Source organism: Luteococcus sp. H101 (genome assembly GCF_038433155.1).
Lineage (GTDB): Bacteria > Actinomycetota > Actinomycetes > Propionibacteriales > Propionibacteriaceae > Luteococcus.
Window position 1 is genome coordinate 31,741 of the sequence record NZ_JBCDMW010000030.1, and the last position, 14,887, is coordinate 46,627.

Annotated in this window: 13 protein-coding genes; 7 read left to right on the forward strand and 6 right to left on the reverse strand. The window is 67.4% G+C overall.

Annotated elements, in window-relative coordinates; genetic code table 11:
- Window positions 1–210: 210 nt before the first annotated feature.
- From AAEX60_RS12740 to AAEX60_RS12750, 3 genes are read left to right on the forward strand one after another with little or no spacing between them, the layout of a single operon-like run.
- Window positions 211–2,118 carry a beta-glucoside-specific PTS transporter subunit IIABC gene (locus AAEX60_RS12740; RefSeq protein WP_342103938.1) on the forward strand — a complete coding sequence of 636 codons (1,908 nt, stop codon included), beginning with the start codon at window positions 211–213 and terminating at the stop codon, window positions 2,116–2,118.
- A 15-nt stretch (window positions 2,119–2,133) separates the two neighbouring features.
- On the forward strand, window positions 2,134–3,552 hold the full coding sequence (locus AAEX60_RS12745; protein WP_342103939.1) for a glycoside hydrolase family 1 protein: 1,419 nt from the start codon (window positions 2,134–2,136) through the stop codon (window positions 3,550–3,552).
- Window positions 3,533–4,432, forward strand: a complete 900-nt coding sequence (locus AAEX60_RS12750; protein ID WP_342103940.1) for a PRD domain-containing protein — start codon at window positions 3,533–3,535, stop codon at window positions 4,430–4,432. Before AAEX60_RS12745 ends, AAEX60_RS12750 begins: the two co-directional genes overlap by 20 nt.
- A 31-nt stretch (window positions 4,433–4,463) precedes the next feature.
- On the opposite strand, the gene AAEX60_RS12755 is transcribed toward AAEX60_RS12750, so the two are convergent.
- The 4 genes from AAEX60_RS12755 to AAEX60_RS12770 form a co-directional block, all read right to left on the reverse strand.
- Entirely contained in the window at window positions 4,464–5,735 is a 1,272-nt protein-coding gene (locus AAEX60_RS12755; RefSeq protein WP_342103941.1) for an MFS transporter, read from the reverse strand.
- A 137-nt stretch (window positions 5,736–5,872) separates the two neighbouring features.
- Window positions 5,873–6,718, reverse strand: a complete 846-nt coding sequence (locus AAEX60_RS12760; protein WP_342103942.1) for a helix-turn-helix transcriptional regulator — start codon at window positions 6,716–6,718, stop codon at window positions 5,873–5,875.
- A gap of 5 nt (window positions 6,719–6,723) precedes the next feature.
- Window positions 6,724–7,251, reverse strand: a complete 528-nt coding sequence (locus tag AAEX60_RS12765) for a DUF1697 domain-containing protein (RefSeq protein WP_342103943.1) — start codon at window positions 7,249–7,251, stop codon at window positions 6,724–6,726.
- Window positions 7,252–7,405: 154 nt separating this feature from the next.
- A complete protein-coding gene (locus tag AAEX60_RS12770) occupies window positions 7,406–7,696 on the reverse strand; it encodes a DUF1905 domain-containing protein (RefSeq protein ID WP_342103944.1) in 291 nt (96 codons plus the stop codon).
- 182 nt (window positions 7,697–7,878) lie between these two features.
- On the opposite strand from AAEX60_RS12770, the gene AAEX60_RS12775 reads away from it, so the two are divergent.
- The 4 genes from AAEX60_RS12775 to AAEX60_RS12790 all read left to right on the forward strand — a co-directional run bounded on the left by AAEX60_RS12775 (window position 7,879) and on the right by AAEX60_RS12790 (window position 13,011).
- A complete protein-coding gene (locus AAEX60_RS12775; RefSeq protein WP_342103945.1) occupies window positions 7,879–9,762 on the forward strand; it encodes a beta-glucoside-specific PTS transporter subunit IIABC in 1,884 nt (627 codons plus the stop codon).
- A gap of 28 nt (window positions 9,763–9,790) precedes the next feature.
- Window positions 9,791–11,200 carry a glycoside hydrolase family 1 protein gene (locus tag AAEX60_RS12780; protein ID WP_342103946.1) on the forward strand — a complete coding sequence of 470 codons (1,410 nt, stop codon included), beginning with the start codon at window positions 9,791–9,793 and terminating at the stop codon, window positions 11,198–11,200.
- A gap of 117 nt (window positions 11,201–11,317) precedes the next feature.
- On the forward strand, window positions 11,318–12,181 hold the full coding sequence (locus tag AAEX60_RS12785) for a PRD domain-containing protein (protein ID WP_342103947.1): 864 nt from the start codon (window positions 11,318–11,320) through the stop codon (window positions 12,179–12,181).
- Window positions 12,178–13,011, forward strand: coding sequence for an HAD family hydrolase (locus AAEX60_RS12790; RefSeq protein ID WP_342103948.1), 834 nt, complete (start codon window positions 12,178–12,180; stop codon window positions 13,009–13,011). The genes AAEX60_RS12785 and AAEX60_RS12790 overlap by 4 nt, the downstream gene beginning before the upstream one ends.
- A 6-nt stretch (window positions 13,012–13,017) precedes the next feature.
- On the opposite strand, the gene AAEX60_RS12795 is transcribed toward AAEX60_RS12790, so the two are convergent.
- Together AAEX60_RS12795 and AAEX60_RS12800 are read right to left on the reverse strand one after the other, a co-directional pair.
- Window positions 13,018–13,683 (reverse strand): response regulator transcription factor, encoded by a 666-nt coding sequence (locus AAEX60_RS12795; protein WP_342103949.1) that lies wholly within the window; start codon window positions 13,681–13,683, stop codon window positions 13,018–13,020.
- Window positions 13,674–14,858, reverse strand: a complete 1,185-nt coding sequence (locus AAEX60_RS12800) for a sensor histidine kinase (RefSeq protein ID WP_342103950.1) — start codon at window positions 14,856–14,858, stop codon at window positions 13,674–13,676. The genes AAEX60_RS12795 and AAEX60_RS12800 overlap by 10 nt, the downstream gene beginning before the upstream one ends.
- Window positions 14,859–14,887: the final 29 nt, after the last annotated feature.

A 14,887-nucleotide genomic window follows, 5' to 3' on the forward strand; every position in this document is an offset into this window, starting at 1 on the left:
GGGAGTCTGGGTGGGGCTGGGAGCACCTCCTTCGTGCATTGTGCTCGTCCTCCCCCAGTACTAGTTTTCCAGTGGCGGCCATGGTGGCCGTCGAGACACGGGATGTCATCCACCGCACGTGGAGCAGGACCCGGGCTCTGGTTCTCCGCTGAGGGGGAGGACTGTGCCCGGGTCCTTTTCTGTCTACAGGGAAGACCAAGGAGCAGGCACATGTCGAGCAAGTACGCGTCGCTGGCGACGCGCATCATCGAGCTGTTGGGAGGGGCTGGCAACATCACGACGGCCTATCACTGCCAGACCCGGCTGCGGTTCGGGCTGTCCGACCCGTCGAAGGTTGATGAGGAGGGGCTGCAGCAGACCGACGGCGTGGTCACGACGCTGAGCAGCGGCGGTGTGTACCAGGTGGTGATCGGAACCCACGTGAAGGATGTCTTCGACGAGATTGACCGCGAACTGGGCGGAAAGGCGGCGGGACCGGCCGTGGGCACTCCGGGAGCCGAGGAGCGGGGGCTGGTGGCCACCCTGATCGACTTCGTATCCGGGGCATTCCAACCGATCATTCCCGCCCTGTCGGGAGCCGGCATGGTCAAGGCCCTGATGGCATTGTTGGTGGTCTTCGGTGCCATCACCAAGGAGTCCCAGACCTACGCGGTCCTGAACTTCTTCGCCGACGCCGTCTTCTACTTCCTGCCGGTGCTGCTGGCCTTCAGCATCGCCACCAAACTGCGGAGCAACCCGCTACTGGCAGCTGCCGTCGCTGGCCTGATGCTCCATCCCAACTGGGTCGCGATGGTGCAGGCCAAGGCACCTGTGCACCTGTTCGACGTGATCCCGCTGACCTTGACGAACTACTCCTACTCCGTCCTGCCAATCATCCTGGTGGTGCTGGTCCAGGCCAGGGTCGAGCGCTTCCTGAACAGGATCATTCCCGAGTCGGTGAAACTCGTCTTCGTCCCCATGCTGACCATCCTGGTGATGGGCACGCTCGCCATGTCCCTGCTCGGCCCGATCGGTGCGGTGCTCAGCGGCTACCTGGCCAAGGGCTTTGCCTTCCTGAGCACCAATGCCGCGTGGGCACCCGCCGTGATCATCGGCGGGCTGCTGCCAGTGATGGTGATGTTCGGGATCCACAACGCGATCGCACCACTGGGCATCGTCCAGATGGCCCAGACCGGTTTCGACTCCATCTTCGGCCCGGGCGCTGTGGTCTCCAACATCTGCGTCGGCGTCGCCTCATTGGTGGTGGCCTTCCGCTCGAAGGACGTGAAGCTGAGGCAGATCTCCACGGCGGGTGGCATCACCGGCCTGATGGGGATCACGGAGCCCGCTCTCTACGGCGTCCTGCTGCCCAAGCGCTACCCGCTGGTGGCTGCCATGATCGGCGGCGCTGCTGGCGGCCTGTACGCCGGGCTCACCCATACCCACCGGTTCGCCACGGGCACATCCGGCCTGCCCGCCGTCCTCCTCTACATCGGCGACAACACCCTTCGATACTTGGTCAACATCCTGATCGCGATCACCATCGGTGCCGTCGTCACCGCGATGGTCACCTGGGTGCTGGCTGGCCACTATGAGAAGGCTGACAGCGCCGTTCCCGCCGATGGGGAAGTGCTCGCGGACGCATCCACCCAGACCACGATGGCCGTTGCCCCGGCTGCGGGGAGCACCCTTGACCTCCGGTCGCCCGTCGACGGAGAGCTGATCGCCCTTGCTGATGTCCCCGACAGGGCCTTTGCCGCAGGAGCCATGGGCCCGGGCGTTGGCATCGAACCCAGCTCGGGAACCATCCTGTCTCCTGCCTCCGGCGTCGTCCTTGTGGCCATGAAGAGCGGGCACGCCTATGGCCTCAGGACTGACGATGGCGCGGAGGTGCTGGTCCATGTTGGAGTGGACACCGTGACCATGGGTGGGGACGGCTTCACCCCGGCAGTCGCCAAGGGAGACCGTGTCGAGGCCGGACAACCCTTGGTGGAGGTTGACCTCACGGCGATCGCCCATGCCGGGCACCCGGCCACTGTGATCATGGTGGTGACCAACCACACCAAGCTCGGCGAGGTGGTCCCGGCGGTCCCGGGGCCCGTCACCGCCGGCCAGCCAGCCATCACCATCAACGCCTGACCGACAGGAGAAACCATGGAAACCACATCGCAGACCAAGCCCTTCCCCGCGGACTTCTGGTGGGGCGCCTCTACCTCCGCCTACCAAGTGGAGGGGGGATGGGATGCCGACGGCAAGGGTCCGTCGATCGTCGACACCAGGGAGCACTTCCCCGAGGGCACCAGCGACTACAAGGTCGCGTCGGACCATTACCACCGGATGCGCGAGGACGTTGCCCTGATGGCCGAGCTCGGGCTGAAAGCCTATCGCTTCTCCATCGCCTGGACCCGGGTGCTGCCCAGCGGCCGGGGTGAGGTGAACCAGCCCGGTCTGGACTTCTACCGGGACCTGGTCGACGAACTGCTGGCCAATGGAATCGAACCAGTGGTCACGCTCTACCACTTCGACCTTCCGGCGGCCTTGGATGATCAGGGAGGTTGGGGCAACCGCGCGACCGTGGTTGCCTTCGTCGAGTACGCCCGGATCCTGTTCGAGGCGCTCGGTGAGAAGGTCAAGTACTGGTTGACCATCAATGAGCAGAACATGATGGTGCTGCACGGCGATGCCGTCGGCAGTACCGGCCGCTCGGGCCAGACCGACAAGAAGTCGATCTACCAGCAGAACCACCACATGTTCCTCGCTGGCGCCAGGGTGACCTCGCTGCTGCACCAGATGGTTCCCGATGCGAAGATCGGACCGGCACCCAACATCATCGCCATCTATCCCGCGACTCCGGATCCGGACGATGTCCTGGCGGCCGACAACTGGGACGCGGTACGCAACCTGATGTACCTGGACGTCGCCGTCCACGGCAGGTACCACCCGGTCGCTTGGCGCTACCTCGTCGACCGCGGTCTGGAGCCGGCTTTCGAGCCGGAGGATGAGCAGGTGCTCCGCGACGGTCGACCGGACTTCATCGCCTTCAACTACTACGCGACCCACACAGTGGGCGCCTCACGGGGCGACGCCACCGACCTGCAGTCGCGTGCCGGGGACCAGCAGGTGGTGCGCGGAGAGGTCGGTCTGTATCGGGCGGTGAAGAATGAGCACCTGCGAACCAATGCGTGGGGCTGGGAGATCGACCCGGTGGGTCTGCGGATCACGCTGCGTCGCCTCCATGACCGCTACCGGTTGCCGCTGCTGATCACTGAGAACGGCATTGGCGCTCACGACGAATTGGTCGACGGGGCGGTCCATGACGACTACCGCATCGACTTCTACAGACAGCACATCGAGCAACTGGCCTTGGCCATTGGCGACGGCGTGCACCTGATGGGCTACTGCCCCTGGTCTGCGATTGACCTGATCTCCACCCACTCCGGCGTCGCCAAGCGGTACGGCTTCGTCTATGTTGACCGCAACGAGTTTGATCTGGGCACCTTGGCCCGCATTCGCAAGGACAGCTTCGGCTGGTACCGGGAGGTCATCGCAACCAATGGCAAGAAGCTGGCCTGACCCGGGCAGCTCGGATTCAGGGGCCAGCGCTCCGAACCTGCGCGTAAAGCGCGTGCTGGGCAACAATGCGGCTCTGTGTGAGGCCGAGGACGGCCAGGAGGTAGTCGCCCTCGGCCGCGGCCTTGGGTCCGGCCGCCGTCGCGGAGAAGTGCTCGACCCCAACCAGGTCGAGCAGTTCTTCATTGCCGGTTCCCCCGACGGACGGCAACAGCTGGCTACCTTCCTGGCCGATGTTCCACTGGACTGTGTGCGAGCCGCCACCGCCATCGCCGAGCTGGCCAGCGTCGAACTGGGGCTTCCAGTGACACAATCCCTGATCCTGCCCCTGGCGGACCATCTGGCCTTTGCGGTGCAGCGCACACGGGACAACCTGCCGGTGGCCATCCCTCTCGCCTGGGAGGTCACCCAGCTCTACCCGCGCGAATTGGCTGTCGGACAACGTGCAGTCCCGCTGGCCAGCCGTCTGCTGCGCGTCGCGCTGTCCGAGGATGAGTCCGTGGCCATCGCCATGCATCTGGTCAACGCCCAGTTCGCCGGCCCGGGCACCGGCATGGCGATGACCATGACCGAGGACCTCTCGCGAGTCTTCCAGGTGATCGAGGCCCAGTTCGGAGTGACGATCGACCGTCAGTCCCCCAGCGCCGCACGCTTCGTGACCCACTTGCGCTACCTGTTCAGCCGGGTGGCATCCGGACAACAACTCGTGGAGCACGGAGCCGGCCTGGCCGAGGCCATCACCCGGGCCTACCCGGAGGCGACGGTCTGTGCAGGCAAACTGCGCTACCTGTTGGAGGCCCGGCTGGAGACGCAACTCAGCGACGACGAGGCGGCCTACCTCGCGTTGCATGTGGCACGACTGCTTCCCGCTGCCCCCGCTTGACCTTGCAGAACCGCCGTCCGCGGCAGTCGGTCTAGGCAGCCAGTCCGTCGGGATTCCGGGCCCACAACCAGGTGATCACGGCGGCCACCACGGCCATCGCGACAAAACCGGTCATCACCTGCGGCAGGCTGAACAGCTTGGTCAACTGGCCGATCACCAGGTTGGGCACCATCGCACCCAGGTAGCAGGTCAGGTAGATCGCGGCCAGGACACTGGCCCGGTCCGCCGGGGCCACCCCGTGCATCAGACCACGGATCGCTGAGGTGACGGTGATCCCCTGGCAGCACCCGGCCAGGGCGCCAAAGAGCATGAAGCCCACCATCGAGCCGCCCAAGAGGCTGGCCCACAGGCCCACCGCTCCCACCAGGAAACCACTGATCCCGATCCGCTGCGCCGTCGCGGGCAGGAAACGGCTGCCGAAGGGGGCCCCGAGCACGCCCGGGACCATGTAGGAGGCGAAAACCAGGGCCATGCCCAGGGCCTTGTCCGTATGCAGGTAGTCCTGGGTGATGCTCGGCCCCAGTGACTGGTAGGCCGCGCCCAGCGCCCAGGTTGCCATGAAGCTCATGGCAGCCACCGGCATCAGGCGGCGCGCCTGCCGCGGCAACGCCACCTGCGGCCGCAGCGACGCCCGCGCCCCGGGCGTACGGGGATGGGTCTCGGGCGCCAGCAGGACCAGCACCAGGCTGACCGCGAGCAGCGCGGCCATCGTGATGAAGACGGTGGTGCGGGGCGCGGGGCCCAGGTCCACCAGCGCGCCAGAGCCGAAGGCCCCCAGGGTCAGCCCGACATTGGGCCCCTGGGATGTGATCAGCGTGGCCAGCCACGGCGGCTCGGGGGGCGCCGCGTCCACCACGAAGGCCATCACGGCGCTGGAGGCCATGCCGCAACCCACGCCCATCAGGAAACGCCCTGCCACCAGTGGCAGCACCGAATCCACCCGGAGCAGCACCAGGCACCCCGCCATCACCAGGATCAGGGTGGCGATGGTGACCGGTTTCCGGCCCAGATGGGTGGACAGCCGGCCCAGGCAGAGCAGGGCCCCGATGGTGCCCAGGAAGTAGGCCACGACGGTGAGCGAGAGATCGGCGGTGGTGACGCCATTCTGGGCCCGGTAGGTGTTGTAGAGCGGCAACGGTGCGGCGGAGGCGACGAAGGCGGTCACCAGGGCGAGGGTGGCGGCAAGGAAGGCGAGCCACTCGGGACGCCGCTGTCGCGTCGGGACAGGCTGGCTCGGGTCACGGGAGATGCGATCAGTGGTGCTGGGCTCTTTCGCCGTGCTCTGCTGCGTGGTCTGGGACACGATCCTCCTTGCGGCCGTCCGGAATGGCGGAGGTGGGTCCGGCGGGCCACGTCCATCATGTCCTTCGAGGACGTGGCGGCAGAAGCCGCGGAGGGGGTGCTGCTGACCCCACCCGGCGCCTCCACCCGTCAGGCGTCTCACCTCAGCAGACGCTGCCCCGTGCCCAGATCCACCTCGGCCAAGGAGGCGAAAGCCGGTTCCTGGGACGCGTCATGGGGGCGGTAGAGGTTCATCACCAGACCTGATCCGTCGAGGACGGCGAACTGGTCGCGTTGGAGGGTGAGGTCTCCCACGTCGGGGTCACGGAAGCGCTGCACTCCCGGCCCGGTGCGCAGGACCCGGTGGCTCTCCCAGCGGGCGACGAAGTCCGGACTGGCCTTCAGGTCCTCGATCAAGGACAGCAATTCGGCGTCGTCCTGATGATTGGCCAGTGACGTGCGCAACGTGCCAGCGGCCTCGTCCGCCAGCACCGGTAGGTCCGGGTAGAGCTCCGCTGTGCGCGGGTCCAGGAAGACGTGCCGGGCGATGTTGTCGTCGGGCACCTCGGCGACCCGACGAAAGAGCGCCGCACCCAGCGCGTTGGCGGCAAGCAGCTTCATCCGGTGGTCACGCACGGTCGCCGCGACGGTGGACAGGCGGTCGATCGTGTCCATCAGCCCGGGACTGACAGCCGGGGGCGCATCCGAGGGGCGCAGACGCACCCCCCTCAACAGGTCCGCGAGGTACTGCCGCTCCACGTCATCCAGACCCAGGGCAGCCATCAACGAACCGAGGATGCTGTCCGACACCTCCCCGACGTGGCCGCGCTCCAGCTGGATGTAGTAGTCCAAGCTGATCGCCGCCCGGGCGGCAACCTCCTCCCGACGCAGGCCCGCCACTCGCCGGGGAGATGGGCCAAGGCGCACCTCGGCCTCGGTGGGCTGGGCGCGCAGCCGGCAGGAGCGCAGGAATTCGCCGATCTGGGCGCGGGAATCGCTGGGCATGGGCCTCACCCCAACTTCTCGGCGATGGCTCGCACCGTCGTCAGGTTGCGCAGGGTGATGAAGCCGGGGCTGACCAGGCGGGCGAGCTTGTTGGCGACCCGGGAGTCGTGGACGCGGCCCCCGAAGTCCGCGAACAGGACGTCACCGCGGACCTCGAAGCGCTCCCACTCCCGAGCGAGGGCCACCAGGTCATCGAGCAGGGTGTCCGGCAGCGGGCCGGAGGCGAAACCGACGTGGACGCTCTTCGGGTCGTCGTCGGCGAAGGGATGCTCGGCCAGCACGCGGGTGACCGTCTCCCGGTCCGTCACCACCACCGGAATCTCGAAGCCGAACCGTTCGGTCAACGCGGCGGTCAGGAGAGTCTGGTCTTCCGCGGGGGTCGCGGCGGAGCCGTAGATCAGGTTCCCGGACTGCAGGTGGGTGGCGACGTCCGTCAGACCGAGCTCGGTGGCCAGTTCCCGCAGCTCGGCCATGGCCACCCGGTTGGCCCTGCCGACGTTGATCCCGCGCAGCAGGGCGACGCGCTTGTCCATCTGGACCCCTTTCGTCCGACGCCGTGACGCCCCCAGTATCCCCGGCCGGAGACATTGAGGCGGCACGGCGCACCTTGAGGTGGGTGGAACCACCTCAAGGTGGTGGTTGCCGCCTCGCGGTGACCCCAGGCGCCTCGCTGTGGGAAGGCCCAGCTCACTCCCGGCCCAGGCGGAGCCAGACGGTGATCACGTCGTCGAGCTCGATCCCCTCCGCCCGTCGCACAGCGTCCTTGAGCGGAACCACATACCCGCCCTCGCGGTGCCACAGCGACGTGGTGAAGGTGGTCTGGCCGATCCGCCCGGAGACCGGGACCATGCCCCAGCCGTAGGTCACCTGCGCGACGACCAGCCGGATGTCCTCGGCGACGTCGTCTGGAACGCGCACGAAGTGGAAGGGTGCCGGGCCGCGCCACTCGAAGACCTCGGCGCTGAACTCGAACTCCATGGCACCCCCTTCACAAGCTCCTGACCGCATGGTCTAATGTAGGCATCGTTCCCGCAAGGGGACACCAGGATTGTTACCCAGTCACCGACTGGGGCAAGACCCGGAACACTTCACCGTGTTCTGGGTCTTTTTTGTTTCCCGGGCCGGAACATCCGGCAAGGCACACAGGAAAGGACCCGGCAATGGCGTCGGTTGACTACAGGAAGACGGCGGAGGAGATCCTCGCCACGGTGGGCGGGGAGGCCAACGTCGCCAGCGTGACACACTGCGCCACCCGTTTGCGGCTCAAGCTGCGCGACGAGTCGCTGGCCGATGACAAGGCCGTCGAGAAAATCCCCGGTGTGATCACCGTGATGAAGGCCGGTGGCCAGTACCAGGTGGTGGTCGGCAACAACGTCCCCAAGGTCTACGCCGCGCTGGGTGAGATCTCCAAGCTCACCGGGGACGCCGCGGCCGACGCGGATACCGGCCCCAAGGGGAACCTGCTGAACCAGTTCATCCAGCTGATCAGCTCCCTGTTCCTGCCGTTGCTGTGGCCAATGGCAGGAGCCGGCCTGTACAAGGCTTTCCTGGCCGCGGCCACCACCTTCAAAATCATCAGCACCACCAGCACCACTTACACCATCCTGAACGCCTCAGCGGATGCACTGTTCAACTTCCTGCCGATCTTCCTGGCCTTCACCGCAGCCAAACGCTTCAAGGCCAACCAGTTCACCGCCATGGCCATTGGCGGAGCCTTGGTATACCCGTCCATCGTTGCGTTGAACACTGCTGGCACTCCAGTGGAGTTCTTCGGCCTCCCGGTGACCATGATGAGCTATGTCAGCTCCGTGATCCCGATCATCATTGGCGTCTACCTCCAGAGTCATCTGGAGCGACTCCTCAGCAAGCTCTTGCCCGACTGGCTCCGCAACTTCATGACCCCGCTGGTCACCATCGCCATCATGGTCCCCTTGATCCTGATCACCGTCGGTCCGGTCACCATCGCCGCATCCAACGGCATCTCCGCCGGCGTCAACTACCTCTTCCGCGTCGCGCCCTGGGCTGCCGGTGCGATCATGGGTGGCCTCTGGCAGGTCTTCGTGCTCTTCGGCCTGCACTGGGGCTTCGTGCCGATCATCCTCAATGACCTCACCACGCAGGGATACACCAAACTCAGCGCGCCGCTAGTCTCCGCCGTCCTCGCGCAGGCCGCCGCGGCCACAGCGGTGGCGCTGCGCACGCGGAGCAAGAAGCGTCGTGACATTGCGACAGCCGGAACCTTGTCGGGATTTGTCGCCGGCGTCACCGAACCCGTCATCTACGGCGTCAACCTGCCCCTCAAGAAGCCGTTCTACTTCGGGATCGCCGGCGGCACCGTCGGCGGCATGATCGCCGCCATGGGTGGGAATGCTGCTGATCAGTTCGTCTTTCCCAGCCTCCTCGGGCTGGCTGGGTTCACGAAGGTCGGTTCCTTCGCGATGCAGCTGATCGGCTGCGCCGCCGCGGTCACCATCGCCTTCGTGCTTACCCTGCTATTCGTCGACCGCGAGCAGGCCGACGAGGTAGCCGACGTACTGCCAGATCCCGTAGTCGACGACGCCGATGCCACCCCCGCTCCCCTGACCGGCAGGGCCATCACCCTGGGCTCCCCGGTCGCCGGCACCCTGGTGCCGCTGACCGAGGTCCCGGACAAGGTCTTCGCCTCGGGCGCCATGGGCTCCGGCTTCGGCGTGGCGCCCACCGACGGCACCATCGTCGCCCCTTGTGATGGCGAGATCATCGTCTCCATGAAATCCGGCCACGCCTTCGGCATCCGCTCCCCGCAGGGCGCGGAGGTGCTGGTGCACGTCGGCATCGACACGGTGCAGATGAAGGGGGAGGGCTTTGTGACCAAGGTCGCCAAGGGCGAGACGGTGAGCAAGGGCCAGCCGCTGTGCACCGTCGACCTGGCCAAGGTGGCCGAGGCCGGATTCGACCCAACCACCATCGTCGTGGTCACCAACACCGCCACGATGTCCGAGGTGACCCCCGGCGCCACCGGCCCGGTCACCGCGGGAGCCGACGCCTGCGTCGTCATCGCCTGAAAACCCAACCCACGAGGAGAACCACGACATGACCGAACTGACCTTCCCCGACGGCTTCCTGTGGGGCGGCGCGCTGGCCGCCAACCAGTACGAGGGCGGCTACGACGCCGACGGCAAGGGGCTGTCCATCCAGGACGTGATGCCCAAGGGCATCATGGCCCCACCCACCGAGGAACCGACGCCGGACAACCTCAAGCTGGAGGGCATCGACTTCTACCACCGCTACGCCGACGACATCGCCCTGTTTGCGGAGATGGGCTTCAAGGTCTTCCGCTTCTCGATTGGCTGGAGCCGCATCTTCCCCCAAGGCGACGAGGACACCCCCAATGAGGCCGGTCTTGCCTTCTACGACCGGGTGCTCGACGAGTGCGAGAAGCACGGCATCGAGCCGCTGGTCACACTGAGCCACTACGAGACGCCGCTGCACCTGGCCAAGACCTACGACGGGTGGGTGGACCGCCGCCTGATCGGCTTCTACGAGAACTTCGCCCGCACCTGTTTCGAGCGTTACGGCAAGCGGGTCAAGTACTGGCTGACCTTCAACGAGATCAACTCCGTGCTGCACGCTCCCCTGATGTCGGGCGGCATCTGGACACCGAAGGAACAGCTGTCCCAGCAGCAGCTCTACCAGGCCATCCACCACGAACTGGTGGCCTCCGCGGCCGCCACCCGGATTGCCCACGAGCTGGATCCCGAACTGCAGGTGGGCTGCATGATCCTGTCCATGCCCGCCTACCCGCTCACCCCGGCCCCGGCCGACGTGCTGGCCGGCAAGCTGCTCGAGCGCGACAACTACGCCTTCGGCGACGTGCACTGCCGCGGCGCCTACCCGGGCTACTTCCTGCGCAAGCTGGCCGAGCTGGGCGTCGAGCTGGAGATCACCGACTCCGACCGCGAGACGCTCAAGCACACCGTCGATTTCGTCAGCTTCAGCTACTACGTGAGTGTCTGTGCGTCGGCCGACCCGAGCATCGAGAAGGGCGCCGGCAACATCTTCGCCGGGGTCCCGAACCCGACGCTGCCCGCCTCCGAATGGGGCTGGCAGATCGACCCCGTCGGGCTGCGCCTGGTGCTCAACGACTACTGGGACCGCTGGCAGAAGCCGCTGTTCATCGTCGAGAACGGCCTGGGCGCCAAGGATGTCCTGGTGGAGAAGGACGGTGTCAAGACCGTCGAGGACGACTACCGGATCCAGTACCTCAACGACCACCTGGTGCAGGTGCGCGAGGCCATCGCCGACGGAGTGAACCTGCTGGGCTACACGTGGTGGGGCCCGATCGACGTGGTCAGTGCCTCGACCGCGCAGTTGAGCAAGCGTTACGGCTTCATCTACGTCGACCGCAATGACGACGGCACCGGCACCCTGGAGCGCTACCGGAAGAAGTCCTTCGACTTCTACCGCGAGGTCATCGCCAGCAACGGCGCCAGCCTGCGCTGAGGTCCGCCGGCCGAGCCTGTCGAGGTCCCCCTCGACAGGCTCGGGTACCGGGGCCGGGTGGGGCGCCCAGCCCATCAAGGCCCCCGACAAACAACCCGCACCTGAGAAGATTGGTCAATGGAGATCCTGCGCGTCTTCAACAACAACGTGGTGCTGGCCCGCAACGACGTGGGCCAGGAGGTGGTGCTGACCGGACGCGGCCTGGGCTTCCAGAAGAAGGCCGGGCAGCCGGTGGAGGCCGCCAAGGTGATCCGCACCTTCGTACCCGACGAGGGTCGCAATCCGGACAATTTCGGCCAGCTGCTGGCCGCCATCCCGCCGGAGCACCTGGACCTGGCCGCCCGTTCGCTGGAGACCGTGCGCGATGACCTGGGGAGCCTGCCATCCAGCACCGTCGTCGCGCTGGCCGACCACCTCAGCTTCGCGATCAAACGGGCCCGTACCGGGCTGGAGGTGGACTATCCGCTGCGCGCCGAGGTGGTGCACCTGTACCCGCGGGAGGTGGAGCTGGCCGAACGCGTCGTCGCCCGGATCAATGCCGAGGTGGACACTCCGCTGCCGGACGACGAGGCCCTGCCCATCGCATTGCACCTGGTCAACGCGTCCTTCAACACTGGTGACCTGTCGAAGACCTACCAGATGACCGGCGTCTTCTCGCAGATCTTCGACGTCGTCGAGAGCTCCATCGGGCGGCCGCTGGACCGCGACAGCGCCAATGCGGCCCGTTTCATCACGCACCTGCGCTACTTCTTCGTCCGCGCCCACGACGCCGCCCAGCTGGATGATGCCATCGACCCGCTGGCCGCATCGCTGGCGGCCAGCTTCCCCGACGCCACCCGCAGCGCCCATGCCGTCGCCGCCATCCTGGCGCTGAGGCTGGGGACGACGGTCTCCGCCAGCGAGACCACCTATCTGGCCATGCACATCGCCCGCCTCACCTCCGACGAACGCGTCCGCACCGCCCCTCAGGAGACCCCATGACCACCCGCACCACACCCCACGTCCTGCTGCTCGACGTCGACGGGACGATCGTCGACTACGACACGAGCGTCCCTGGCAGCGCCGCCGACTCGTTGCGGCGGGCCAAGGCCAACGGGCACAGGCTGTTCATCTGCACCGGCCGCGCCAAGGCCGAGGTCTACCCGCACCTGTGGGAGCTGGGCCTGGACGGGATGATCGGCGGCAATGGCAGCTATGTGGAGGTGGACGGGCACGTCGTGCACCACCAGGTCCTCGACCAGTCGCTGGTGGAACAGGCCATCGCCTGGCTGGAGGAACGAGACCTGCCCTTCTATCTGGAGTGCAATTCCGGGCTCTTCGGCAGCCCGGACCTGCCCGAGCGCGCGGCACGGCGGCTGGGCCGAAGCCCCGAATGGGTGCGCTCGATCTTCCCCGCCATGGTCTACGACACCTCCCGTGGCCACTATGACGTGAACAAGATCAGCTTCCTGATGGCCGACGGGATGAGCCTGGTGGACCTTCTCCCGGACCTGCAGGAGCGTTTCGACGGCCGGGCCTCGGTGGGGAGCTGGTCCGCCAACACCGAACCGGACCAGTTCGGCGAGATCGGCCAGCTGGGGATCAGCAAGGAGATCGGCGTCCGCGCCCTGGCCGAGCACCTGGGAGCCCGGACGGAAGAGCTGATCGGTTTCGGCGACGCCCGCAGCGACATCCCCATGCTGCGCGCCTGCGGCACGGCCGTCGTGATGGGCCAGGCCCCCGACGAGGTGAAGGCACTGGCGGACCTGGTCACGGCTCCCGTCGACCACGACGGCTTGGCCAAGGCCTTCGCGGAGTTGGGTCTGGTCTGAGGGCGATCAACCGGGCAGGTTCCCGGTGATCCGGGCGCGCTCGACGAGCAGGGCCAGCTGCACCCGGGAGTCGGCGCCTGTCTTGTCGAAGATGCGGTTGAGGTAGGTCTTCACCGTCGCCAGGGACAGGAACAGGCCCTCCGCAATCTCTGCATTCGCCAACCCGTCGGCCACACCCAGCGCCACCTGAAGCTCCCGCTCGCTGAGCTCGGCCAGCACCGACGCCTCGTGCCGCGGCTGGCTGGTGCGCGCGGCCAGCCCCACCACCCGTCGCAGCACCTCCGGGGTGAACGGCAGTTCCCCGCGGGCGGCCGCGTGCACGGCGTCGACGAGCTCGGTCGGCGGGGCACTCTTCAGCAGGAAGCCCTGCGCGCCGGCGTCCAGGGCATCGGCGACGAAGTCCTCGGTGTCGAAGGCGGTGAGCATCACGACGGCCGGGGCCTGCGGCAGTGCGCTGATCCGGCGGACCGCCTCGATGCCGTCCATCCCGGGCATCCGGATGTCCAGCAGCACCACGTCGGGCCGCAGCGCCTCGACGGCCTGCACCGCGGCCAGGCCGTCTGCGGCCTCACCGATGACACTGATCCCCTGGTTGCCGTCCAGCACCATCTTCAGGCCCGCCCGGACCAGCATCTCGTCGTCGACGAGCAGCAGCGTCGTGGTCACGTCCATGGCACCCATGCTTCCAGTTCGTGGTTCCCGCTGACGACGCCATGCCGCAGCCGGCCACGCGCCAACCGGAGCCGCTCGTCGAGCCCCACCAGGCCATGGCCGCCGGCCAGTCCCGTGTCGCGCCGGGACAGGGGGTTGCAGACCAGGACCGTCGCACCGCTCTGGTCCGCGGTGATTGCGACGGCAACGGGCTGGTCCGGGGCGTGCTTGAGGCAGTTCGCCAAGCCCTCGCGGACGGTCTGGGCCAGGGCCGCGGACCGGCCGACGGGAAGCTCCGCCAACCGGGCGCGCACGGTGGGGTCGACGTCGCAGGCCACCCGCAACCCGGCAGCACGCCCCCCGGCCAGGATGGCGTCGAGGTCCGCCAGGGTGGTGGGCAGCGCACGGTCCGCGGTGTCTTCGCGCAGCAGGGTGAGCAGGTCCCGCAGCTCCTCGCTGGCGGACTGCGCGGTGGCCTGGATCAGGGAGGCGGTCTCGGTGATCCGCTCCACCGGCAGGTCCGGGCGCACCGACAGCCCACCGGCATGCAGCGAGATGACGGCCAACCGATGGCTGAGGGTGTCGTGCATCTCGCGGGCGATGGCGGTGCGCTCCTCCGCGCGAGCCATCGCCACCGTCGCGGCCTGTTCGCGACGCAGGGTCTCCGCCTGGACCCGATAGGAGTCCGCCAGCGCCGCCTTCTGCCCGCGGTAGAGCCCCCACAGGTTCAGCACGACGACCATCACCACCATCCCGGAGGCCTGCCCAAGGGTGAAGGAGGAACCCGGCATCACCTCGAGGGACACCAATCCAGCCACGATGGCGACGACGTCGACGACCACCAGCCAGCGCCGGTCCCGCCAGGACGAGACGGTGACCAGGGCATGCACGACCGGGGCGAAGACCCACATCGACACGGCGCTGAACAGCATCAGCACCAGCGCGGCGCCGCCGGCGACGCGTCGACGGCGGCTGCGCACCAAGGGCACGAGCAGGCAACCCACCAGGCCCAGCAATGTGTCGATCCCGAGCAGCGCCTCATCGCGTGGCGGGATGTTCTCCAGGTCCGGGTAGAGGTCCTCCGCGATCAGGAAGAACAGCGCGGCACCCAGCATCCAGAAGAGCACCGCGAGCAGGGCGGATTCGACGTGGTGTGGCCAGCGGCTGGTGGCTGGCGCCGTGGCGGAGGTGGCCATGCGTCCCAATCTACGGCGGTTCCGGGATC

Coding starts and splice junctions, on each gene's coding strand:
- AAEX60_RS12760 (WP_342103942.1), bottom strand. CDS start 6,718: ATGCCCAGCGATTCCCGCGCCCAGATCGGCGAATTCCTGCGCTCCTGC.
- AAEX60_RS12795 (WP_342103949.1), bottom strand. CDS start 13,683: ATGGACGTGACCACGACGCTGCTGCTCGTCGACGACGAGATGCTGGTC.
- AAEX60_RS12765 (WP_342103943.1), bottom strand. CDS start 7,251: ATGGACAAGCGCGTCGCCCTGCTGCGCGGGATCAACGTCGGCAGGGCC.
- AAEX60_RS12780 (WP_342103946.1), top strand. CDS start 9,791: ATGACCGAACTGACCTTCCCCGACGGCTTCCTGTGGGGCGGCGCGCTG.
- AAEX60_RS12790 (WP_342103948.1), top strand. CDS start 12,178: ATGACCACCCGCACCACACCCCACGTCCTGCTGCTCGACGTCGACGGG.
- AAEX60_RS12785 (WP_342103947.1), top strand. CDS start 11,318: ATGGAGATCCTGCGCGTCTTCAACAACAACGTGGTGCTGGCCCGCAAC.
- AAEX60_RS12775 (WP_342103945.1), top strand. CDS start 7,879: ATGGCGTCGGTTGACTACAGGAAGACGGCGGAGGAGATCCTCGCCACG.
- AAEX60_RS12745 (WP_342103939.1), top strand. CDS start 2,134: ATGGAAACCACATCGCAGACCAAGCCCTTCCCCGCGGACTTCTGGTGG.
- AAEX60_RS12800 (WP_342103950.1), bottom strand. CDS start 14,858: ATGGCCACCTCCGCCACGGCGCCAGCCACCAGCCGCTGGCCACACCAC.
- AAEX60_RS12770 (WP_342103944.1), bottom strand. CDS start 7,696: ATGGAGTTCGAGTTCAGCGCCGAGGTCTTCGAGTGGCGCGGCCCGGCA.
- AAEX60_RS12750 (WP_342103940.1), top strand. CDS start 3,533: ATGGCAAGAAGCTGGCCTGACCCGGGCAGCTCGGATTCAGGGGCCAGC.
- AAEX60_RS12740 (WP_342103938.1), top strand. CDS start 211: ATGTCGAGCAAGTACGCGTCGCTGGCGACGCGCATCATCGAGCTGTTG.